The sequence below is a fragment of the Rathayibacter sp. AY1E2 genome, from assembly GCF_002932325.1.
Taxonomy (GTDB): Bacteria; Actinomycetota; Actinomycetes; order Actinomycetales; family Microbacteriaceae; genus Rathayibacter.
Window position 1 is genome coordinate 41642 of record NZ_PSVO01000005.1, and the last position, 21284, is coordinate 62925.

Consider the following 21284-nt stretch of genomic DNA (forward strand, 5'->3'; position numbering starts at 1 on the left):
GGGCCGGACGGTGGTGCCGGCGGCTACTGCACGCGGGCGGTGCCGCTCATCTTCGTCCGCAGACCACTGACGATCTGGATGACGACGGGCGTCTCCTCGCCGAGGAGGGCGTCCCACTGGCGGACGGCCTGGTCGACCGTCTGCCGGGTGCGGGCGGGCGAGGCGCCGCGGCGGGTGTGCGCGGTGACGCGCAGCACCTTCTGGTGCTTGATCTCGAACGCGGTCACGTCGACCGCGACGATGGACGGCTCCTGCGACAGGGCCTCCTCGAGGACCTGCTCGGCGACCTTCGCGTCGATGGTGACGGAGCCGCCCGTGGGCGTCCCCGCTCCCTCTCCCGAGCCGACGCGCAGCAGCGTGGCGGTGCGGCCGCGGCCCTGGCGCACGATGAAGCGCACCAGCAGCAGGATGAGGACGAGCGCGACGACCGCGATGACCCAGAGGATCCACGGGGTGCCGCCCGAGAGGGCCTGGCTCGTGGGGTCGGCCGCGTCCTGCGCGGCGGTGGACACGTTCTCCTGCACCTGCGGGAGCAGCGACCCCACCGCGACGGCGCCGCCGGCGAGGAGGAGGACGAGGCCCACGACGAACAGGAGCAGCCGGTTGAGGAATCGGTTCGTGGTGGTCATCAGCGGACCGTTCCCTTCTCGGACAGGCGCACCTTGGAGCGCAGGCGCGGGGTGCAGTCGAACGTGGCGAGCTCGGCGTCGACGGCCTCGCGGATCGGCGTGACGTCGATGCTGCGGCCGGAGGTGCGGGAGACCGTCACGTCGACGACGCGGGATCCGACCGACACCGACACGTTGTCGGGGTCGACGTCACCGGCGTAGCCGGCGGTGCGGGCGACGGCCTGCGCGATGACGCGGTCGTCGACGATCGCCGCGGTGCGGTCGGTGCTGACGGCACGACGGCCGCGACGGCCGGGCTTGAGCGACACGACGATCAGGACGAGCCCGATCAGCGCGAGCACGGCGCCGGCGGCGGCGGTCAGCGCGATGGGCGCTGCGGCCGCGTTGAGCAGCGAGGACGCTCCGTCCTGCGGGGCCACGAGCAGCGCGGGCTGCCCGAGGACGGCGAGGACCGCCTCCGTGCCCAGCCACGCGAACAGGAGGATGAGCAGCACGGCGAGGACGATCGCCGATCCGGAGCGGGACGAGTGCGTCTCGCGCCGCACCAGGCGCGGGTAGAGCGCCCGGCCGGCAGTGGTGGGAGTCGTCACGACACCCTCCTTCGTTCTCGGAGGTCGGCACCGGTGATCCGGAGGTCGACCCGGCCGATCGTGGAGCCCGTCAGTTCGAGGCAGCGCGAGCGGATGGTCGTCTGCGCCCGGCTGAGTCGGTCCAGCAGCGTCCCGGAGGAGCGACGGCCCGTCTCGCCCAGGGGCGTGACGTGGATAGGAGCGCGCGCGACGACGTGGAGGCGTCCTCCCTCGTCGTCGAGCTCGACGGAGACGTCGGACGAGTTCACGTCGAGCGCCTCCGCGGTGACGGCCGACACGACTCGGCGCACGGCGCGCGAGCTGATCGTCGTGCGGCCGTGGCTGGCCTCGTCGGCCATCACCGCCGCGGTCACGAGGACCGCCGCCCGCGGAGGGTGTCGCCGAGGGAGCGAAGGTCGAGCTTGCCCTCGACGACCCGCCCGACGCCGTAGCCGATCGCCATGGCGAGGGCGACCCAGAGAAGCGCCCAGAATCCGAAGACGAGAGCGGTCAGCGCGAGGACCGCGCCGAGGACCAGGCCGATGTGGGACGGAGTCACTTGACGCGGCTCTCGGTCTCGTCGTCCTTGTCGTCCGAGGGGATGAAGACGTCGGAGATGGTGACGTTCACCTCGGCGACCTCCATGCCGACGACTGAGGAGATGGCCTCGGAGACGGCGGAGCGGATGCTGTCGGCGAGCTTCTGCAGCGCGACGGGGTACTCGGCGACGACGGTGATGTCGGCGGCGACCTGCTTCTCGCCGACCTCGACGGAGATGCCCTGGCCGCGGTCCTGCGCGTTGATCGCGTTGCGGATGGCGCCGATGGCGCGGGCGGCGCCGTTGCCCAGGTCGTGCACGCCGGGGACCTCGCGGGCCGCGATGCCGGCGACCTTCTCGACGACGCCGTCGGCGATCGTGTTCTTGCCGGCCGAGGTGGCGGTGCCGTGCTTGGCCGAGGAGGCGTTGGCGAGGCTGGTGGGGGTGACGTTGGTCATGATCTTCTCCAGATGGTCAGAGGTCGTGGCCGGGGCCGCGGTGCTCACGATCCGTGGCACATGATGAAGACGTGGCCCGGGGTCCGGACGTCCCGGTGGCTCAGCCAAGGTGCAGGGAACGTCGAGCGGAGATGCGTTTCGCGGCCACCGGCGTCCACAGGCTCCTTCGGCGCACTCGCTGAGCGGCCAGCGGAGTGCACAGCCGCGTCAGGCCGCGGTCGCCGTCCCCGCCGGGAGCCGGCGGTCGCGCCGACGGGTGAGGGCGCGGCGCCAGGCGGGGCTCCACCGCTCCTCGGCGACCGCGTTGAGGCCCCAGGACAGCAGGAGGACGACGACGAAGGCGACGAGTCCTGCTCCGTCGCGGCCGATCAGCGGCCAGAGCGCGCTGACGATCGCGCTGCCCACGACCAGATGGAGGATGTAGAGCGAGTAGCTGATCCGCCCGAGCCAGAGCAGCGGCGCCCATCGCAGCACGGCGGTCCGGCGCCGCATCGCGACGACCGCGACGGCCGCGCAGACGCCGAGGACGACTGCTCCGTCCGGCCCGCCGTGGAGGAGCTGGGCGTTCAGGGCCGCGATCAGAGCCGCCGGCACGGCGAGGAGCTCGAAGCGCCCCTGGCGTCGCGAGAGGAACAGCAGCATCCCGACGCAGAAGAGCGGTCCGTACTCGGCCAGCGTCAGGTTCGCCAGGACCCGGACGGCGACCGGCGCCGAGACGACGTCGACGCCTCCCGAGACGAGGTGGGCGGCGACGGAGGCGGTCGCGGCGACGCCGAGCCAGACGACCACCAGCACGCGGACCAGCCGATCCGTGAACCGGCACTTCGTGAGGACGAGCACGAGCAGCACCAGCAGGTAGAACTGCATCTCGACGGCCAGCGTCCAGAAGGCGCCGTTCACGTTGGGCACCAGCAGCAGCCGTTGCACCATCGTGAAGTTGAGCAGCAGCTCCAGCGGCGTGAAGTCGGTGCCGGGGACGCGGGCGAGAGCGCCGACGACGATCGAGACGACCACCGCGATCCAGTAGGCCGGGTAGAGGCGGCTGACGCGGGAGATCGCGAAGTCCGACGGCCGCCGCGCGCGGCCCGCGGACATCAGGATCACGAAGCCGCTGATGACGAAGAAGAGCTGGACGCCGAACTCGCCGAACGGGAGCGCGACGGATCCCGGCGGTGCATCCGGATGATCGAGCGAGAACGCGGTGGTGAAGTGGTAGACGACCACGCCGAGGGCGGCGAGGCCGCGCAGACCGTCGAGCTCGACGAAGCGTGACGCCACGGCTCCCCCGCTCCGGAGCCCCCGCCCCTCGCTCGAGTGTTCCAGAGCGCTCCGGTCGCCCGCGCGTCGGCCGTCCGTCGTTCCGCGCCGCGCCCGGCACCCGCCTCGACCCGCATCCCGGCGGCGGAGGCGCGGGGAGGGCGGCGCTACGCTCTCGGGATGGATGCGGAGCGCGCGGGCGAGGAGACGCCGACCCCGGCGCCGGGTGACTTCCCGTACCGGTCGCAGCTGCTCGCGAACCTGAGCGCGCTGATCCTCCTCTGGGAGTCGCCGACGCTGCACAGCCTCGGCCTCGGGGCGAAGGCGACCTTACCGCCGTCGAAGCGAACAGGGATTAGACAGGTGGCACCCGGTGGGCGGAGCCGGAACTCTTCGACGGCGAGCGTGAGCTGTTCGTTCAAGTACGACGTCTCTCGCGCACGGGATGCGTCAGAGAAGCAGGCGAGGAAGGTGACAAAGCCGGACCGGACGGCATCGCGGATCCTCTGCCTCCACGCATCACCGGGCGCGAGGTCTTTGCGGTCACGCCAGTACGGAATCTGAGCGGCATCGAGGACGCGACAGAGCCTGTCGACTTGGTCCTTGGTATGGGGAGCACAAGGCGGCGCTCCCCGTACCTGTTGTCTGGGCGACCCGCTGGAGCCACCTCAGCGTCTCGCAGCAGGTCACCACCGACGCGCGGTCATTCCCAGGCCTGCTGGGTCGGATTCCAATTACCGGAAGTCACAGTTCCGTCAAGTATCGGGTCGAGCAAACGACTGGTTATGGCGATAGCTTCGGCGATAGTGGCCGCAATTGTAGAAAGTGCCGTGGCGTTGGCCAGGCGGCCGTACGTAGCACCCCACTGCGATGGGACAATGAACGCGTTGACCGGTCCGAGACCGCGGCGTCCAAATTCGGTTACGAGCGCGATCCGCAATTGCGCTGCGTCGAGGGTCTGAAATAAGGCGATCAGAGCGAGGTCAACGAGGTCTTTCTCGCGGGATGATGGGCGCTGTCGGTCTCCATATAGCTGGAGAGTGGCGCACACTTTGTCGCTGACCTGGTCTGCGAGCGGGTAGAGCAAGTAATCGTGGCCGATGAAGCGCAACTGTGTCAGGCGGTTTGATGGTGTGACTCGTTCTGGTGGTGCAGTGGGGTGGTAGCCGACAGCGAGGTCGATGCCAACGATCCCACGTGAGGTGACGCCAAGGTAGGCGTCGAAGGTGAGCCGGCATCCGCTGGTGTAGGGCTGGTTGTCTCCCTCGATCTGGTCAGTGCGCGTAGCGAAAATGAAGCGGAAGTGGTCACCGAGGTCGAGGGAGGTGCGCTCGATGAGCTCGGCCACGGCGGTGTCCAGTTCGTAGTCGGTGGCGGAGAGGTCAATGTCCCGGGTGGCTCGGCTTCGCGGCATGCGGGCGAGCATGCCGGTACCGCCTTTAAGGACGAAGGCGCCGTCGTCGGAGGCGAAAACTCGGCAAAGGAACCGGTCGAAAGTGGTCTGCCGGATTAGCGCGTCCGTCGACGGTGATTGCCCTTGAGCGGAGCGTTGAGCAGCGGCTTTGATGGCCGCGCCGGCAGCTGTTCCGTCACGGTAACCCTCAGCTGGTTCGCTCATCGGGGGAGGGGTCCTTCCTATTAGTCGCCTCAACTTGTCGGAGCGTTGAGACGGTCTGCTGAAGCTGTGCCAGGGAGGTGGTGGTTAGTAGAGGGTTACTGAACGTGATAACGGGCGGAGTGAAGTTCCGTAGTGCTTCTCGGACGGAGGCGCTGAAGTCGATGGTGCTGAGCGCATCTTGTACCGTCCGTTGCAGTTCTAGGGTTGGGTGCAGATCCTTGAGGAAATCAGCGGGCGTGAAATTGAGGGCGTCGACGCCGATTCTATTCAGTTCGACGGAGCGCAGAACTTCCGCCAGTTGTGTTCGAACGTTCAGAAGATTGTGGGACAGCGTTTCGGCAACCTGAGCAGAAATCGCGGCGACGAGAGCATTCCCCGCACTGGCGCCCACGCTTTCCCGCCAAGCTTCACTCTGGTTCAGGCGACGGAGTTGAGCGGCAGTGTCGACGCCACCCGCCTCAAGGAGGCGCTGAAGCAGGCCCGCGCCGTCGTTTTTTAGATAGCCGTGACGCGCAGCGAGGGGCTCGAGGAGCGTTGTGAGGCGCTCAAGATCGACGGCGGAGTGGCGAACGGCATCGGCCAGGACAGCAGCAACAAGGCTGACGTCTTCATGGTCACTGAGGAGATCGGCGATTGTGCGATCAATAGTTGTTGTCGGCAGCCCCGCGCGCACCGTCACGTCGCCAGGAGTCAGCGGGCGGTGCCGGTATCGAATGTCGAGACGCTTAGACTGTCGGCGGATGGGGGTTGCGAACTCGTAGGGATCCGGTTGCAGATCCCCGAACCCGTGCAGGTACGCTGCGGTGTTTCCTCCAACAACCGCTCCAGGTTGCTGTGACGCGACCCTCTCCGCCGCGGTTCGCTTCGGGTCCGTGCTGAGCCAGGCGGCACGGACGTCGTCGAACTCTCCGGACGCGCTGCCTGCATCCCTGTAGACGCCGTGCACGAGCCGCTCCAGATGGCCCTGCTGGGTGAGGCGCGTGAGCTGCACACGGCTCACGCTGACCGCCGCCGCTTGAGCAGTGGTCAGCATGCCCCATTGGCCAGCAGACACCGCAGCGAGTGCCGCTAGCGCTACTGGAGTTGACATGTGACAACTGTTTCACACAGGGTGAAACAAATCCAGCACCGAGGAGCACCTGGGCGTTGGTCTGTGCTGATGAGCGTTCGTCTACGCCAGGAAGCGCGACGACCGCGACGGGAGGACGGCGGAAGCCCCCCCCCCCAGCCATCACACGATTCGGAGCGCCGGGCGTGCATCAGCCTCACCAAGGAGGCGCCGGACACGGGCTGGCTTCCACGCGAGTTCCGCCGCGATAGTGGCGATGGTGACGTTCTGGCTCCCGGCAAGCTCGATTGCTTGCGTGAGCATGGCCGGCACTTCGCCGGCGTACTGACGGACTGGACGTGCGGCGACAGCGGGGATTTCGGCGAGCTCATGGAGCTTGATGTAGGCGCGGCGTGCGGCGGAGTCCGAGATGAGGCCAAGCTCCTTGCTGCGATAGACGAGCGCTTGAACGGACACCCCCCACCGCTCGCTAAGCAGTGCGAGCTTGCGTAGGTCGAATCGGGTCGGGAGCTCGTCTCGGATCACGTTCGTGGGCATCAGAAATTCGGCTGCGAAACGGTCTGCTTCTCGTTCGAGGGTTGGGTCGCCGACGCTGTGGTCGGCATGCATGAGGAGATGTCCTAGTTCGTGTGCAACTGTAAATCGATGACGGAACACGTCATCTGCCTTGTCGACGGAGAGAACCATGACCGGGCGTTCGAAGGCGAGGGTTGAGAATGCGTCGATGCGTGCGACTTCCTGCTCGACCATCGGCACGAGTACGGTCACGATCCCGTGGCTCTCGAGAAGCCGTACGAGGTGTGACACCGGCTTGCTACCGAGTCCAGAGAACTGCCGCATCGTCCGCGCCATGCTGACCGGATCCTCCGGTCGGGGAAGGTTAAGTCCGTCGAAGCTTGGCAGGTTGAGTGGCGGCAGGCGGACATGCCGCTCGATAGCATTAACGAGCTCCCACACCTGCTCGGTGTACGAAGTCGCTTTGGCGCGTTGGCGGGCCGTGGTTGAGCGGAGGCTGCGGAAGAAGGCGTCGCCCGACTCGAGCTTCGACTGGGGTCGCCCTGCGGCGAAGAACTCGGGAAGCACATCGAGTTCTGAGGCGAGCGCGGCAATCAGGTCTGGTCGAGGCGCCATCGCGTTCGCTTCGTACTGACCGACAGCGGCGGGGGACACGCCAATGGCGGTGGCGACGTCTTGCTTGGTGCGAAGCGCGAGCTGGCGGGCCTGCCGAAGTCGATCGCCGTCGAACGCCTCGGCGATCTTGTCGTTGCTCAGACCCGTTCGAGTAGCCGCGCCGAGGTTGCGCTTAGAACCCATCATCGGACCCTTCGGTACCGGTCTCGTCGGCTTCGTCTGCGACCAGGCCGAGTGTCATCGGAGGGACGCTGCCTGCGGCGAAGGAATCGGTCGCCGGGTCGAGTTCGAGGGCGACGAGACCTGCGTCGGACGTTGCGGTCACAGTCGTAGGCAGCTCCTCGTGGTGCACCCACAGCACCGCGCCGGTGCCGTCCACGCGGACGTCGCCGATGTGGAGATGCTCGACTCCGCTGCGCGCATCCCCCTCCATCACCACGAGAACGGTGCGGGCTGCGGTTCCGAACTCTGCATCGGTGACGACGTGACCGTCGGAGTCGGTGAACTCGTAGTCGTCGCCGAAATCGAGGGTTGAATCCCCATTGACGGAGGCGAGCCGCAGAATGCGCTGACGAATGGCCGACTCGATGGACATCGTCTCGACGCCCTTGGTGCTCGCCGGCAGCTTCACCGCGAGCACGAGCGTGCCCTCAATGATCCCGACCCGGTAGCGGCAACGGGCGGGACGGAGGACCTCGGCCCCAACAGCCTCCAGCTCAGTCGCCGTCTCGTGTGCAAACGCCAGCCATGTCGTCGCGCCGTAGGGCTCGTTTGTCGAGAGCCTGCTTCCCGCCTTCGCCTCATGGCCGTCGGTCTGCGCGGTCGTCGCTGCGCGCGCAAGCGCTACGGCGACGTCCGCGCTACTCGCGCCGAACGCCTTCCGCATCCAGGAGGAAGGCTGATAATCGTTGCTGCTCATGCTGCGCTCCTGGGTTGGAAGGGGAGCCCCTCAGCAGCAACTGTACACGCATGGTTCAGAAACATACATAGTAACGTCGATTTTACTTCTGACACTCAGCCCTGTCTGACGCATCGATCTGGCGAAACCTGCGGAGGTCATCGCCGTGCATCGAACACGTGGAGCGCGTCGACGACGAGGTGCAATGACCTCACTACCCTCCCCCGGCAGCAGAGAAGATTGTCGATAATCGGAGTTATGTCAGTGTTCTGTGCGGAGGATGCGCGGACAGGCCCCCTGCTACGAGTCAGCGAGTGAGACGCTCTCGACGGAGTGAATGCCTCCTGCCGGGCCGTTCCTGCGTGGAGGCGCGCGGACACTATGCCCCCACCGGCGCCGGAGAAGCCTCGCGCTCCTCGATGAGCGAGAGGACATAAGCTCGCACACGTGGCAGCCGGCGCAGTGATGTACAACTTCGCGATACAGCTGGCTGATGTGGACCGCGGTGTCTACGAGGACATCACGTTGCGGGCCGCTCGGCACCCCTCCGAGACCGACGCGTACATGATGACGCGCGTGCTCGCGTACTGCCTCGAATACGTGGAGGGGATCACCTTCAGCGAGGGGATCTCGTCGACAGCGACCGAGCCGGCGGTGCTGGTCCGCGATCTCACCGGCAGGCTGACCACGTGGATCGAGGTGGGCGCGCCGGACGCCGAGCGACTGCACTTCGGGAGCAAGCTGGCCGACCGCACGACGGTCTACACGCATCGCAACCCGGAGAAGGTGATCGCGGCGTGGTCCGGCAAGCGCGTCCACCAGCTCGAGCAGATCACCGTGCAGAGCTTCGACCAGGGGTTCCTGGATGCCGCGGTCGCGGTACTCGAGCGCCGCAACACGCTGACCGCGTCGGTCGTCGAGGGGCAGCTGTATCTCGAGTTCAACGGCGTGACGTCGAGCAGCGACATCCACGTGCATCAGCCGGGCTGAGCCGGCGCCGAGTGTCACGAGGTCCGTGTCCGGAAGACCGGTCGGAGGACACGATGAAGCATCCTCCGAAACGGCCCCTCGGGACGCACCCGGAGACGACGAGGGCCGGCACTGCCGTGAGACGGTCCGGGCCCTCGGGCACGCAGGGGCTGCGCGTCAGCGGCGCAGCGTGTGGCTCGGCTTCTCGTCGAAGCGCACCTGGTACGCGCTCGCGAAGCGGCCGAGGTTGCCGAAGCCCCACTCGCGGGCGACCGCGGCGACGGTGGTCGAGCAGGGGTCGCCGGCGACCAGGTCGGAGTGGGCGCGGTCCAGGCGCACGTCGCGCAGGTAGACCGACGGCGACACCCCGAGGTGCCGCTTCGTCGCCTGCTGCAGCGTGCGGGTGTGCAGGCCTGCCGCGCGGGCGGCGTCGGCCGGGGTGATCGGCTCGTGGGCGTGGTGCTGGAGGAAGTCGAGCGCCACCCGGGTGCGGGAGGCGGACGGGCGCCGCAGCACGGCCGGCACGTCCCACGCGCGCCACGGGAACAGCAGCAGCAGCACGCGGGCGAGGTCGAGCTCGGCGGTGAAGCGCACGAGCGGAGTGATCGCGGCCGTCGCGAGCGCGGCGCTCGCCTCGGTCACCGCGGCGCGCCAGCGGGCGAGGACCCCGGGGTCGGCGTCCGCCCCGTGGTCGAAGGAGACGGGCTGGCGGGGGCCGGCGTGCGTCTCGGTCGCGACGTCCTCGAGGAACCCGGGGGCGAAGTGGATGAGGTTCTGCCGGTGCGGCTCGAACTCGAGCCCGAACTGGCGCTCCGCAGGGAACAGGAACGGGGCCGACAGCGCGCCGGTCCGGGTGAACGGCGGCAGGTTCAGGCGTCCGCCGCCGGCGCGGAACCAGCCGACGACGTACTCCTTCAGGTGGGGGACCTGGCCGGTGAGGGCGCCGGAGCAGTCGGAGGTGCGCAGGGTCACCCGGTCGCTGCCGCGGACGGCGTAGCGGTAGGAGAAGCCGCGCTGCGACGGAGCGACGCGGAACTCGCCTCCGCCGTACGCCTCGGAGTAGACGGCGGACGCGGCGGACGGATCGTCGCCGGAGGCTTCGTAGCGCCGGTCGGCCCGCTCGTCGCCCGCGAACGGGCTGCCGAGGGTGAAGGTCGACTCGCTCATGACGTCCGCCCGGGGCGGCGGCGGAGGGAGCAGTGCATGGGGGACTTCTTCCGGATTCGGGGTCCGTGCGCTCGGGGGGACGCACGAGGGGTACGGAATCAAGACGTGTCGAGGAGCCGGAATGTCACGAATCCCGTCTCGAGACGTCCCCCATCGGCGGCACTCGCAATCCGGCCAGCGGATTCGGCGGCCCGTTGTCAAGGCTGGTAGTCATGCCGGACGGCGCCCCACACTGAGGGCATCGGCGCGCGGGGACACCGCGCGCGGGACCGCGGAGGAGGCGCTCATCGACGACGACCCCCTCCTGAACGCGTCCGACGCGACCCTCGCCGCGCGCGCCGTCGACGGCGACGTGCAGGCGTTCGAGCAGCTCGCCCGCCGCCACGGCGCCCTCATGCGCGTCTACGCCGCGAAGCTCCTCGGCTCCGAGGCGGAGTCCGAGGACGTGGTGCAGGAGGCGTTCCTCACCGGCTGGCGGCGTCTGGCCGATCTCGACAGCCCGGCGCACATCCGCAACTGGCTGATGCGCATCGTCACCCACAAGGCGATCGACCGGATCCGCGTCCGCCGCCGCCACGACGACATCGACGACTGGGATCCGCCCGCGCCGCCCGAGCACTCCCCCGAGCGCATCGTGGAGGCGCGACTCCAGCTGGACGCGGTCTGGGAAGCGCTGGACCGATTGCCTGCTGATCAGCGACGCTGTTGGCTACTCCGCGAGACCGCCGGCTACAGCTACCAGGAGATCGCCGACGCTCTCGAACTCCCCGTCTCGACGGTCCGCGGCCTCCTCGCCCGGGCCCGTCGATTCCTGCTCCACGAATTGGAGGCATGGCGATGACCGACGACGCCGCCGTGCCCGAGGACGACCTCGACGGCCACACGCTCGAGGAGCTGGGCGAGTACCTCGACCGCGGCCGCGAGCCGCGCGACCCCTCGATCGAGAACTCCGCCGCGTGCCGGCTCGCTCTCGCGAACCTCACCCGCCTCACCGAGCTCTCGGCACGGGCGCTGCGCCAGGAGGCCGACCGCGAGCCCGACCGCGACGAGGTCTGGATCGCCGGCCTGCTCGACGCGATCCGCTCCGAGGTGCGCTCGGGCCGCGACATTCCCGTCCGCCACCCCGACCCGACCCTCCGCCTGGCGCTCACGGAGGCGGCCGTGCGCGGGATGATCCGCCGCGCCGGCGACACGATGGGCGGCGTCATCATGGGCCGCTGCACCCTCGACGGCGACGTCTCGGCTCCCGGCGCCGTGGTGCGGATCGACGTGACCTGCGCCCTCGAGTTCGGCCTGCCGGTCGCCGTGGCCGCCGACCGCCTGCGCGAGCGCATCCGCTACGCCCTCGAGCGCCACACCGAGCTGACCGTCGGCGCGATCGACGTGACCGTCGACGACGTGTACCCCCACCGGGAGGAGCGGGAATGACCGACGACACCGAGCTCTCGCAGCGGCTGACCGCCGAGATCCGCGACATCGAGGGCGTCGCGGGGGTCTACCCCGCCCAGCCGATCGTCGAGGCCGCGGCCGACGCGCTCGCCGTGAAGCTGGACCTGCGGCAGCCCGACGTGCTGGTCGACATCGACCGGTCGGAGGGGTTCACCACGGTGAGCGCGCACATCGCCGCGTCCGCCGCACTGCCGGCCCCCGAGACGCTCCGCCTGGTGGGCGAGCGGATGCACGCGCTGCTCGCCGCCGACCCGTCGGTCTCGGGGCCGCTCGCCGTGAACGTGAAGGTGCGCCTCATCGAGGACTCGGGGCGCGCCGAGCACTGAGCGCAGCCGCCGCCGTCTCCCTCCCGCGAGAGGCCGCTCGGGTACGCCCCGTGCGGCGTGCCGCGTACCGAGGTGGCGTCTCGCGGAAGGGATCAGCGGCAGCCCGACCGGGTCAGCAGGAGACGAGACGGTCGAAGCGGGACGCGACGCCCGAGCTGTCGCTGAACTTGCGGTTGACGACGCTCATCGTGTTGCAGCCGCTGTCCGGGCCGTTCTTCCAGATGACCTTGACGTTGCTCGCCTGGTCGCAGTGCCACCACACCTTGACCTGCGCGCGACCCAGGGAGTCGCGCTGCGAGCGGACCTCGTAGCAGTTGCCCGGGCCGCCGTTCTGGTAGACGAGCTGCCCGGCGGAGGCGGGGGTCGCGACGGCGACGGCCCCTCCGAGGGCGAGGGCGATCGCGGCGAGCGTGGCCGTGAGACGACGGTGCACGGTGTTCTCCTTCGAACGGGCGATCGGAGGCGACGGCGGCCGCCCCTCTGCCAGCACCCTGGACCCGGCCCCGCCGAGCCCGGTCGTGAGCTTTCGTCCCGGAGATCACCCCGCCTGGAGGGTGGAGGGAGAGCGAGCACTCCTCACTAGCGTCGAGGCGCGTGCACCTGCGCGCCCCTTCGACGCAGAGGACTCGCCATGCCTTCACGACTCCTCGACCGGCCGCGACTCGCCCTCGCCCTCGCGGCCCTGTGCCTCGGAGTGCTCGCGGCGACACCCCCGCAGGCGGTCGCCGCCCTCGCACCGGCGTCCACGACTCCGACCGCCTCGTCCGCCGGCCAGGCCGTCACGGCGGCGCCCGCCGACGCCCCGGGCTGGACCACGCTCCTGCGCGACGACTTCACCGGGCCGGCTGGCGCGTCGGTCGGGAGCCAGTGGGAGCACGAGGTCGGCACCTGGGGCACCGGGGCGGTCGACCGCACGACCGCGTCGACGGCGAACGTCTTCCTCACGGGCGGCGGCGCTCTGGGCATCCGCGCCCTCCGCGACTCCGCCGGAGCATGGACCTCCGGACGGATCGTCACCGCCGACAAGTCGTTCTCGGCGCCGGCGGGCGGCCGACTGCTGATGACCGCCTCGATCCAGCTGCCGGACGTCGCGCAGGCCACCGGCTACTGGCCCGCCTTCTGGGCTCTCGGGCGGGACGCGAATGCCGTCATCGACTGGCCCGCGACCGGCGAGTTCGACATGCTCGAGGCCGTCAACGGCACCGCCCAGGTGATCCAGACGCTGCACTGCGGAGTACCGGACGGCGGCCCCTGCGACGAGCCCGCCGGCCGGACGAGCGGGATGCTGGACTGCGCGTCCTGCGTGACGGGGTTCCACCGCTACTCCGCCCTGCTCGACCGGACCGTGCCCGGCGACGAGCGCGTGGAGTTCCTCGTCGACGGCGTCACCCGGCACGTGGTGCGGGAGTCGGAGGTGGGGACGGCCGCGTGGCAGGCCGCGGTTCCGAACGACGTGCTGCTGATCCTGAACCTCGCCATCGGGGGCGGGCTGCCGAACGGGGTGTGCGGGTGCGACAGTGCAGCCGCTCCGAAGAGCTCCGGCGGGACGATGCTCGTCGACCACGTCGCGGTCTACCGGTCCGACGCGGCGCCGGCTCCGGTCGTCGTCGGGACCGCCGCGGTGGGCGCGACCCTGTCCTCCTCCGCCGGCCGGACGGGACCGCTCGTGCACCGCTGGGCGGCGGGAGGCGTCGATATCGCGGGAGTGACGGGTCCGGATCTCGTGGTCCCCTCCTCCGCGGTCGGCAAGCGGGTGACCGTGACAGTGAGCGCCGCCGACGGCTCCGGCCCGACGACCTCGCAGCCGACCGCCCCGGTCGCCGCCGGCACCCTCGGCGCCGCGACGCCGACCGTCACGGGCACGGCCCGGGTCGGAGCGGTGCTCACGGCAGCCCCGGGTCCGTGGACGCCGACCCCCGTCAACCTCACCTACCGGTGGAAGGCGGACGGCGCGGCCATCGCGGGAGCGACGTCGCCGCGGTTCACGCTCACGAAGGCTCAGGCGGGGAAGCGGATCACGCTGACCGTCACCGGGACGAAGACCGGGTACACCACTGCGAGCCGGACCTCCGCGGCGACGGCGGTCGTGGGACGGTGACGGGCGCGGGCTGTCCCCCGCCCGCCACCGTGTCTCAGACCTCGCGCTTGCGGCGAGGAGCGATGCGCAGGACGGCGGTCCCCGCAGCGATGAGGGCGAAGGCCGCGAGGGCGAGCCAGACCGAGTCGAACCCGGTCATGGCGAGCGTTCCGGCACCGACTCCGGCTCCGGCGGCTGTTCCGATGTGGTTGTACATGTCTCTCTCTCTGTTTCACCAGTCGCGCCGACGGCGTGTCAGCGCATCCAGGTAGGCCTTGGTGTGGACGACCTGCAGGAACAGGTCGACGACGAGCTCGTACATCGACGCGGCGGCGAGCATGTACCGCCAGCCGCGGTCGCGGACCGTCACGATCCGCTCGACGACGAAGATCGCGGTGACGGCCAGCCAGAACGGCTGGAGGCTCAGCTCGCCCCAGCCGACCGCGTAGACGATCGTGGCCAGGTAGACGTAGGTGATGATGCAGCCGAGCATCGTGAGCAGCTGGCGCCCCCAGTATGGAGCCGTGACCCGCGTGAAGCCGTACTGCACGCAGTTCTCGACCGCTCCGCGCTTCCAGCGCAGGCGCTGACGCCAGAGGTCTCCCCAGGTCGGCATGACCTCGGTGACGAGGGTGCAGCCGGCGGGGCTCAGCACGTCGTAGCCGAGGTGGCGGATCGCGAACGTGAGCTCGTTGTCCTCGGTGAGGACCGTGGTGTCGTAGATGCCGCCGATGCCGTCTCCGGAGGGGAGGGAGCCGGCCAGGCGGGCCGCGCTGATGCGGCGCATCACGGCGACCTGGAGCACGGCCGCGGTGCCCGTGACGACGAGGCACTTCCCGTTCAGCCGGCGCACGTCGCGGGCGTAGCGCGCGTACTCGTTGCGCTGGAGGTGGCCGACGAAGCCGCCGCCCTCGCCGCCGCGGAACACTCCTCCGACCGCGCCGATGCCGCCGTGCAGCCTGCCGCGGGCGATCTCGAGGAACCCGGGGTCGAGCGCGGAGTCGGCGTCCTGCACGAGCACCAGGTCGTCGTCCTGCAGCCCCGGGAGGACCTCGGCGAGGAACTGGTTGAGGCCGCCCGCCTTCTTGTGGCTGTTCCCGACGGTGACGAACACCTCGGCGCCGTGCGCGAGAGCGATCTCGACCGTGGCGTCGGTGCAGTTGTCGGCGATGACGACGATCCGGTCCGGCGGCCAGGTCTGCCGGCGCAGGCCCTCGATCGCCGCGGCGATCCCGGCCTCCTCGTTGTGGGCGGGGAGGGCGGCGACCAGGTCGCCGATGCGCGACGAGGCGCGGCGGCCGCTGCGGGGGCGCGTGCCGCGGATCGGAGTGGATGCCGGAGGGAGCCGGTCGGCGTCGACGGCGGGGAGCACGGTGCGCTCGAGGACCGCGGCGGGGGCCGGCGGACGCTCGAGCAGCGCGGTCGGGGCGGCTGGACGCTCCAGGAGCGCGGTCGCGGCGGACGGACGCTCGACCACGGCGGTCGGCGCCGCCGGACCCTCGACCATCGCAGCCCGACGCTCCAGGACAGCGGTCGGCACGACCGGTCGCTCGACCACCGCGGACGGGGCGGCCGGACGCTCCAGCACCGCGGTCGGGGCGGCGGGAACCGTCACCGCTCCGGCAGGCAGCGCGGACGCCAGGCGGCGCGGCGCGGAGACCCGTTCGCGCCCGGAGCGGGCGGCGCGGCGTCCCGAGAGCGGGCGCGCGGCCGTCTCGTCGTGCGCCTCCCAGGTCGCCCGGCGACGGGGAGCCGTCGGCTCGTCCGCGCCGTGACCGGGCTGTGTCCTCATGACTGTTCCTCTCCGCGGCCGGGGGCCGATGTGCGCTGATGAGCGCCCGCGCGGAACGGAGGTCGTCGCCGGGGTAGGCGCGACCCGAGTGAGGAACGGCGTCCGACGGGGGGATCGGAGCAGGGCCTGACAGAGGACAGCATCGGGGGGTGCTGCGATAAATTTAGGGGCAAGGAGATGATGGAAGCAAGTGAATTTTGTCACCCTAAAGGGGCCACGCAAGGTCCTTGCGGCTTCTTCGTCTTCGTCCTAGCAGGTCAGTCGGCTCGCCGAGCCTCCTCCACACCCGGCGCACCCCTCTCCGCTGGGCCCCGCGGCGGGCAGTTCGGGGGTCGGCAGCGCTCTTGTGCGCCGAGCCGCCGGGGTCCACCATCGAGCGACGGCCCCCGCCCGGGGCGGCCGCACCCGACGGGTCAGGGGCGCCATGCGGTCGCGAGGTCTGCTCTTCTGCCTGATCCCGCCGATCCTCTGGGGCGGCATGCTGCCGGTCGCGGACAGCATCGCGGCGACGGTCGACTCCTTCTTCATGACCCTCATCCGCTACACCGTCGCCGCGGTCGTCCTCGCCCTGCTGCTCGCCCGGGCGGAGGGGCTCCGCGCCTTCCGGCTCGACGGCCGCGGGTGGCGGCTGGCGCTGCTCGGCGCCTCCGGATTCGCCGGCTTCGGCCTGCTCGCCTTCACGGCCCTGCGGTTCACCTCGGCCCCGAACGTCAGCCTGATGATGGGGATGATGCCCGCGATCGGCGCGGTGCTCGCGAGCATCGGCGCGCGTCGCCTGCCGCCGGCCGCCACCGTCGGCTGCATCCTGCTCGCGCTCGCCGGAGTCGCGCTCGTCGTCACCCGCGGCGACGTCGCCCTCCTCCTCGACGGCGAGCTGGGGTTCGGCGAGCTGCTCGCCCTGCTCGGCGCGATCTGCTGGGTCGTCTACACGCGTGGAGCAGCGGCGTTCCCCGGCTGGTCGGCGCTGCGGTACTCGACGCTCACCACCGCGCTCGGCTGCCCCTCGATCGCCGTCGCGGTCGCCGTGGCGACGGCCACCGGCTCCGCGCACCCGCCGACCGGGGCCGAGGTGCTCGCGGCCTGGCCGGAGCTGGCCTACCTGATCCTCCTGGCCGGCGTCGTCGCCGTGCTGCTGTGGAACGCCGGCATCAAGCTGCTCGGCGCCCTCAACGGCACGCTCTTCCAGAACCTCGTCCCGGTCACGACCTTCGCGATCAGCATGGCGGGCGGCTACCGGCCGGGGCCCGTCGCCCTGCTCGGCGCGGCCATCGTCGTGACGGCGCTGCTGCTCAACAACTGGGCGACGCGGCGCGCGGCCGCGGTCGCCGCGCGCCCCGCGGCGGTGCCGGCTCCGGTGCGCTGAGCGCACCGCGAGAGCCTCCCGCTCGGGGCGGTCACTGGTCGGAGTTGCCGGCCCAGCGGACGGAGCCCTGCGCCTCCTCCTTGCTGATCGGGGACACGGTGCCGCAGTGCGAGCACTCGAGCAGGTAGCGGGTCGAGACGGTCAGGACGGGGACGAAGAAGAGCGAGAGGCGCGTCCGGCGGCGGAGGATCCGCTGCTCGTCGCGCTGCCCGCAGACGCGGCAGACGAAGACGAGCGTCCGGAGGAGGTCCTCGACGGCTCGGGTCCCGAAGATGAGGAGCATGCGTCCGAGCGTAGGGAGCAGGGCGCGCTCGGCGGAGGGGGTTGCCGGGGCGCCGTCGCCGCGTAGCGCCGGGCGCAGACGACCACGGCGAGCGCCGTCTCGAGCAGGTCGCCTCCGTAGAACAGCAGGAGCGCCGCCTGGCGTCCGGTCTCGTCCGGCGCCTCCGCGTAGAGCACGGTCGCGAGCAGCGCGTGCGCGGCGATGCCCGCTCCGAGCACGCCCAGGCGCAGGCCGAACGGGGCGCGGTGCGGGTTCGGATCGACTCCGGCGAGCGCCGCCGTCATCAGGCAGCCGCTGAGGAGGAAGTGCAGGCCGAGTGCGAGGTGCAGCAGCGGGTCGGCGTGCGCGGTGGCGAGCAGTCCGGTCGCGTGCACGAGCCAGAGGGAGCCCGTCGAGAGCAGGAGCGCCGTCACGGGGTGGGCGAGGAGACGGGCAGGGCGGCTCCGGAGCAGCCGCGAGAGCCGTCGGGCAGCGGTGACGTCGAGCGCGCGCAGGGCCAGGGTGACGGGGGCCGAGAGCACCAGGAGGAGCGGCGCGAGCATCCCGAGGACCAGGTGCGTCAGCATCGCCCCGCGCGGATCGGCGTGCGACCACTCCGCGAGCGGACGCGTGAAGCAGAGCGCCGCGGTCGCGAGCCCGCCGAGGAGCAGGGCGGTCCGGTGCAGCGGCCACGGCCGTCCGCGCCGCCGCTCGAGGGCCGCGGCGCCCCCTCCGAGCGCCGCCGCCGCGGCCAGCGGGACCAGGAGCAGCAGGCCCGGGTCGAGCAGGGTGTGGTCGGCGTGCGGGGTCACGCCGTTGCGCGCCGTCGCCGAGGAAGGAGGAGCAGGCCCGCCGCCAGCAGCACCGCTCCGGAGGCGATCCAGACGGAGTCGTAGAGCAGCAGGTCGACGTCGTAGCGCACCTGGTGCACCCGGAGCAGCTTGTGGTCGACGACTCCGTCCCACAACTGGAACAGCCCCGCCCCCGTGAGCCCCGCGGCCCACGCCGTGCGCGGACGCAGAGCGGATCGGCGCCGGGCGTCGGCGAGCAGGAAGCCGCCGCCGACGAGTGCGAGGATCTCGGCCGCGTGCAGCAGCCCGTCCGAGAGCAGGCCGATCGCCGGAGTGGAGCGGTCGTAGAAGTGGTGCCAGGCGAGGATCTGGTGGAAGACGATCTCGTCGACGGCCGCCATGAGGCCGACTCCGATCAGGAGGCCGCCCTGGAACGCCCGGTCGCCGCGGAGTCCCCGACGCCGCATCCGGTCCCCTCCCGATCGAGTGCCAGGGCCCCGGGATCCCGAGACCCCCGCGCCTCCTCCCGAGGCCCCGCCACCAGGGAAGCGGACGCCCGGATCGCGGCCTAGAGGGTTGACTCCTCGCGCCCGCGCCGGTCGTGCTGCCCCTCCGCTACGGGCTGGGCCGACGAGGCGCAACCCCGCGCGAGGGGCGCTCCCGTTCGGGAGAGTGGAGGCATGCAGCAGCTGACCTACGCCTCCAAGAGCTTCGTGACGACCGACGCCGTGACCGAGGCCCTCCTCGACCTGGTGACCGCGATCGACCGCCAGGAGCACTCCGAAGCGGTCACGGTCCCGGCGTTCACCGAGGACGGCGAGCTCATCGAGGCGAAGATGACCCTCGACGCGAGCAGCGAGCTCGTCGCCGTCCCCGTCGAGGTCTCCATCAAGGACGAGGAGTCGACCACCGGCGCCGTCGAGGCCGCCGTCGAGGACATCCGCTCCCGCATCAAGAGCAACCGCGCCACGATCGCGCGCCCCGTGATCGACGAGGACCCGGAGCCCTACAACTACGAGGAGTTCTGAGCAGCGCCTGCGGGCCTCAGCATCTCCGCGGCTCCGCACTGAGGTGCCCGGATCTGCTCACGACACGCCGGAACGGCCGGCCGATCCGGGCTCCTCAGCGGCCGCCCTCCCACATCAGTCGAAGAAGTCCGCATCAATCTCGACCGCTGTGTACGTCTCCTTCACCTGGACGCCCACTCGGTACTTGATCATCAGCCCCACGAGACGCTCTCCGTCGATGAGGACGACGCGGGACTGGACTGCGTTGGCGTAGCTGGTTGCAGCCGGGGTGAATGCGGACGTAGTCAGGAATACTCCCCTTGAAGCACCAAAACCGTGCAGAGCTCCGACGAAAGCCTGAATCGTCTCCCGGCTGATATTGCTCCCAGCCCGGTATCTCTTCGCTTGAACGTAGACGCGTTCCAAGCCAAGAGCATCCTGGTCGATGACGCCGTCTACTCCACCGTCCCCGGTACCGCCGATGCGCTTGCCTCGCTGCTCAGCCCCTCCGTAGCCCATCGCAAGCAGCAGATCGACGACAGCCTGCTCGAAAAAGTCAGGGTGACTATCGCGAAGCCGGGCGAGAAGCTCCTCACCGACCTCTGCCTCGATACGCGAGATCGCGTCCTCGATCTGCTCGACGGGATCCAGCACCTGCGTGTCCAGCGGATGATCGACCGCTTCGCTCTCGCTGACCCGCTGCTTCTCTACATCCTTCGGCCAGAAGGGGGCGAAGATCTGACGCGCACTCGCGTAGTCGAACCCACCGGCATGGCGAGCGAGGGCCTCACGACCGTCGGCCGTTATTGAGTAGTGGCCTCTCAGCGGACGCTCGATCCATCGGGCTTTCATCAAGTTCGAGAGGGCCCAGCCGATCCGTTGGGTATACCGAAGGCCACCCGTCCGCAGGGTTTCCGCACGGGCCCTCGGTGTGAGCGCCAGAACATCTGCCGCTCTTCCGAACACGTCCTTCCGATGGAGCACATCGCCCGACTCCAATATCTGGAGTACCGGAACCACGAATACGGGCCAGATCGGAACATCCGAGCCTGGTTCTTCTTCCAGTGCAGTCATCCGTTCATGGTGCACCACTCTGCCCCCGACAGTCGCATCGTCGACGGTTGAGGCGGTCTTGCTCCAACTGCTGGCCGCCCACTCAGAGGGCCGCGCCTCAGGCGGCTTTGCCTTCCTGTCGCACCCCGGAGGCCGCGCAGAACTTTCTAAGCCTGAACTGATCTCTCCGCACAGCAGAGCTCAGGGTCGCTCGGCTCTCGTTCTAACTTCAACGAGGACCCCTGAACGAGCTGCGCCTCTTGACCGGCGGCGCCGCAGGGAGTCGGATGAGGGCGTGCGCGCGCTGGTCCCCGTCTCCGATCCGTGGTCCGTCGACGGGAGCGGGCGGACGAACGACGGGCCGGTCGATGACCTCTCGGTCCGCGCTGAGCGGGACGGCCGCTCGTACTCGGTCCGCACAATGCGGCTGACCGGTGTCCGCCTCGGGCCGCGCGGCTCGGTGCACGGAGTGGTCACCGACCCGGTCGCGACGGCCGCGCTCGCGATCGGCTCGCTCCTCCTCTCGGCGATCCCCGGCGGCCTGCCCGGGGACCGGACGCGAGCCGCGATGGCGGCGGCGGAGGCGCGGGCTCAGGAGCTGGCCGCCGACCGGCCCGCGTGGGACGTGAGCGCCCTCCCCCTCGACGGGATCGACTACGCGCTCTTCACCCGGACCCTGCCCGAGGGCGCCGTCGCGCACGCCGACCTCGGCTGGGCCGTCGTCGCGCTGTGGAGCACGGGACCGCTCCCCCGGGGCCCCTTCCACCTGCTCGAGATCCCCGATGAGCCCGTCCCGCGCTGAGTCGCCCGGATCGGCTCGCGACACGCCGCATCGGGGAGCCGATCCGGGCGACTCAGCGA

The 21284-nt window shown here is 70.4% G+C and carries 27 protein-coding genes; 8 read left to right on the forward strand and 19 right to left on the reverse strand.

Annotated elements, in window-relative coordinates; translation table 11 throughout:
• Positions 1-23: 23 nt before the first annotated feature.
• The 11 genes from C5C49_RS05915 to C5C49_RS05965 all read right to left on the reverse strand — a co-directional run bounded on the left by C5C49_RS05915 (position 24) and on the right by C5C49_RS05965 (position 8188).
• Positions 24-629 (reverse strand): hypothetical protein, encoded by a 606-nt coding sequence (locus tag C5C49_RS05915; RefSeq protein WP_104232926.1) that lies wholly within the window; start codon positions 627-629, stop codon positions 24-26.
• Positions 629-1219 carry a DUF6286 domain-containing protein gene (locus C5C49_RS05920; RefSeq protein ID WP_104225847.1) on the reverse strand — a complete coding sequence of 197 codons (591 nt, stop codon included), beginning with the start codon at positions 1217-1219 and terminating at the stop codon, positions 629-631. The genes C5C49_RS05915 and C5C49_RS05920 overlap by 1 nt, the downstream gene beginning before the upstream one ends.
• Positions 1216-1572 (reverse strand): hypothetical protein, encoded by a 357-nt coding sequence (locus tag C5C49_RS05925; protein WP_258068397.1) that lies wholly within the window; start codon positions 1570-1572, stop codon positions 1216-1218. Before C5C49_RS05925 ends, C5C49_RS05920 begins: the two co-directional genes overlap by 4 nt.
• Positions 1569-1757 carry a DUF2273 domain-containing protein gene (locus C5C49_RS05930; RefSeq protein WP_104223990.1) on the reverse strand — a complete coding sequence of 63 codons (189 nt, stop codon included), beginning with the start codon at positions 1755-1757 and terminating at the stop codon, positions 1569-1571. Before C5C49_RS05930 ends, C5C49_RS05925 begins: the two co-directional genes overlap by 4 nt.
• The gene (locus C5C49_RS05935; protein ID WP_104223989.1) at positions 1754-2194 is read right to left on the reverse strand and encodes an Asp23/Gls24 family envelope stress response protein; all 441 of its coding nucleotides are present in this window, start codon (positions 2192-2194) and stop codon (positions 1754-1756) included. Before C5C49_RS05935 ends, C5C49_RS05930 begins: the two co-directional genes overlap by 4 nt.
• A 207-nt stretch (positions 2195-2401) precedes the next feature.
• Complete coding sequence (locus C5C49_RS05940; protein WP_181135718.1) at positions 2402-3472, reverse strand: acyltransferase; 1071 nt, start codon at positions 3470-3472, stop codon at positions 2402-2404.
• 146 nt (positions 3473-3618) lie between these two features.
• Positions 3619-4011 (reverse strand): toll/interleukin-1 receptor domain-containing protein, encoded by a 393-nt coding sequence (locus tag C5C49_RS17510; RefSeq protein ID WP_374953846.1) that lies wholly within the window; start codon positions 4009-4011, stop codon positions 3619-3621.
• A 143-nt stretch (positions 4012-4154) separates the two neighbouring features.
• Positions 4155-5069, reverse strand: a complete 915-nt coding sequence (locus C5C49_RS05950; RefSeq protein ID WP_104345680.1) for a nucleotidyl transferase AbiEii/AbiGii toxin family protein — start codon at positions 5067-5069, stop codon at positions 4155-4157.
• Entirely contained in the window at positions 5053-6159 is a 1107-nt protein-coding gene (locus C5C49_RS05955) for a type IV toxin-antitoxin system AbiEi family antitoxin domain-containing protein (RefSeq protein WP_104345681.1), read from the reverse strand. The genes C5C49_RS05950 and C5C49_RS05955 overlap by 17 nt, the downstream gene beginning before the upstream one ends.
• Before the next feature lie 141 nt (positions 6160-6300).
• Positions 6301-7455 (reverse strand): XRE family transcriptional regulator, encoded by a 1155-nt coding sequence (locus tag C5C49_RS05960; RefSeq protein WP_219814574.1) that lies wholly within the window; start codon positions 7453-7455, stop codon positions 6301-6303.
• On the reverse strand, positions 7442-8188 hold the full coding sequence (locus C5C49_RS05965; protein ID WP_104345682.1) for a hypothetical protein: 747 nt from the start codon (positions 8186-8188) through the stop codon (positions 7442-7444). Before C5C49_RS05965 ends, C5C49_RS05960 begins: the two co-directional genes overlap by 14 nt.
• Before the next feature lie 426 nt (positions 8189-8614).
• On the opposite strand from C5C49_RS05965, the gene C5C49_RS05970 reads away from it, so the two are divergent.
• The gene (locus tag C5C49_RS05970) at positions 8615-9157 is read left to right on the forward strand and encodes a YaeQ family protein (RefSeq protein WP_104345683.1); all 543 of its coding nucleotides are present in this window, start codon (positions 8615-8617) and stop codon (positions 9155-9157) included.
• Positions 9158-9313: 156 nt separating this feature from the next.
• On the opposite strand, the gene C5C49_RS05975 is transcribed toward C5C49_RS05970, so the two are convergent.
• Positions 9314-10303, reverse strand: coding sequence for a helix-turn-helix transcriptional regulator (locus tag C5C49_RS05975; RefSeq protein WP_104247226.1), 990 nt, complete (start codon positions 10301-10303; stop codon positions 9314-9316).
• Positions 10304-10655: 352 nt separating this feature from the next.
• On the opposite strand from C5C49_RS05975, the gene C5C49_RS05980 reads away from it, so the two are divergent.
• Genes C5C49_RS05980 through C5C49_RS05990 form a run of 3 tightly spaced genes read left to right on the forward strand, consistent with a single transcriptional unit; the run spans position 10656 to position 12078 of the window.
• Entirely contained in the window at positions 10656-11144 is a 489-nt protein-coding gene (locus C5C49_RS05980) for an RNA polymerase sigma factor (protein ID WP_244248147.1), read from the forward strand.
• Positions 11141-11731, forward strand: a complete 591-nt coding sequence (locus C5C49_RS05985) for an Asp23/Gls24 family envelope stress response protein (protein ID WP_146076902.1) — start codon at positions 11141-11143, stop codon at positions 11729-11731. Before C5C49_RS05980 ends, C5C49_RS05985 begins: the two co-directional genes overlap by 4 nt.
• Positions 11728-12078, forward strand: a complete 351-nt coding sequence (locus C5C49_RS05990; RefSeq protein ID WP_104223972.1) for a hypothetical protein — start codon at positions 11728-11730, stop codon at positions 12076-12078. The genes C5C49_RS05985 and C5C49_RS05990 overlap by 4 nt, the downstream gene beginning before the upstream one ends.
• 112 nt (positions 12079-12190) lie before the next feature.
• Here the strand turns inward: C5C49_RS05990 and C5C49_RS05995 are convergent, their stop codons facing one another.
• Positions 12191-12511: a hypothetical protein gene (locus tag C5C49_RS05995; protein ID WP_104345684.1), complete on the reverse strand. Its 321-nt coding sequence runs from the start codon at positions 12509-12511 to the stop codon at positions 12191-12193.
• Between the two features lie 198 nt (positions 12512-12709).
• Here C5C49_RS05995 and C5C49_RS06000 point away from each other — a divergent pair, with 198 nt between their 5' ends.
• Complete coding sequence (locus tag C5C49_RS06000; RefSeq protein ID WP_104345685.1) at positions 12710-14176, forward strand: family 16 glycosylhydrolase; 1467 nt, start codon at positions 12710-12712, stop codon at positions 14174-14176.
• Between the two features lie 34 nt (positions 14177-14210).
• Here C5C49_RS06000 and C5C49_RS16915 read toward each other — a convergent pair whose 3' ends face one another.
• Positions 14211-14372: a hypothetical protein gene (locus tag C5C49_RS16915; RefSeq protein WP_167305255.1), complete on the reverse strand. Its 162-nt coding sequence runs from the start codon at positions 14370-14372 to the stop codon at positions 14211-14213.
• Positions 14373-14387: 15 nt separating this feature from the next.
• A complete protein-coding gene (locus tag C5C49_RS06005; RefSeq protein ID WP_258061283.1) occupies positions 14388-15947 on the reverse strand; it encodes a glycosyltransferase family 2 protein in 1560 nt (519 codons plus the stop codon).
• A 424-nt stretch (positions 15948-16371) separates the two neighbouring features.
• On the opposite strand from C5C49_RS06005, the gene C5C49_RS06010 reads away from it, so the two are divergent.
• Positions 16372-17310: a DMT family transporter gene (locus tag C5C49_RS06010; RefSeq protein WP_104345686.1), complete on the forward strand. Its 939-nt coding sequence runs from the start codon at positions 16372-16374 to the stop codon at positions 17308-17310.
• A 31-nt stretch (positions 17311-17341) separates the two neighbouring features.
• Here the strand turns inward: C5C49_RS06010 and C5C49_RS17515 are convergent, their stop codons facing one another.
• The 3 genes from C5C49_RS17515 to C5C49_RS06025 are packed head-to-tail and all read right to left on the reverse strand — an operon-like array spanning position 17342 to position 18830.
• A complete protein-coding gene (locus C5C49_RS17515) occupies positions 17342-17500 on the reverse strand; it encodes a hypothetical protein (RefSeq protein WP_374953265.1) in 159 nt (52 codons plus the stop codon).
• Complete coding sequence (locus C5C49_RS06020; RefSeq protein ID WP_104345687.1) at positions 17452-18384, reverse strand: cytochrome c oxidase assembly protein; 933 nt, start codon at positions 18382-18384, stop codon at positions 17452-17454. The genes C5C49_RS17515 and C5C49_RS06020 overlap by 49 nt, the downstream gene beginning before the upstream one ends.
• Positions 18381-18830: a DUF2243 domain-containing protein gene (locus C5C49_RS06025; protein WP_104247221.1), complete on the reverse strand. Its 450-nt coding sequence runs from the start codon at positions 18828-18830 to the stop codon at positions 18381-18383. Before C5C49_RS06025 ends, C5C49_RS06020 begins: the two co-directional genes overlap by 4 nt.
• Positions 18831-19043: 213 nt before the next feature.
• Between C5C49_RS06025 and C5C49_RS06030 the strand changes: the two genes are divergently transcribed.
• Positions 19044-19391 carry a hypothetical protein gene (locus C5C49_RS06030; protein ID WP_104223965.1) on the forward strand — a complete coding sequence of 116 codons (348 nt, stop codon included), beginning with the start codon at positions 19044-19046 and terminating at the stop codon, positions 19389-19391.
• A 114-nt stretch (positions 19392-19505) separates the two neighbouring features.
• Here the strand turns inward: C5C49_RS06030 and C5C49_RS06035 are convergent, their stop codons facing one another.
• Positions 19506-20444 carry a restriction endonuclease gene (locus C5C49_RS06035; RefSeq protein ID WP_104333159.1) on the reverse strand — a complete coding sequence of 313 codons (939 nt, stop codon included), beginning with the start codon at positions 20442-20444 and terminating at the stop codon, positions 19506-19508.
• A gap of 274 nt (positions 20445-20718) precedes the next feature.
• Here C5C49_RS06035 and C5C49_RS06040 point away from each other — a divergent pair, with 274 nt between their 5' ends.
• The gene (locus C5C49_RS06040; protein WP_104345688.1) at positions 20719-21225 is read left to right on the forward strand and encodes a hypothetical protein; all 507 of its coding nucleotides are present in this window, start codon (positions 20719-20721) and stop codon (positions 21223-21225) included.
• Positions 21226-21284: the final 59 nt, after the last annotated feature.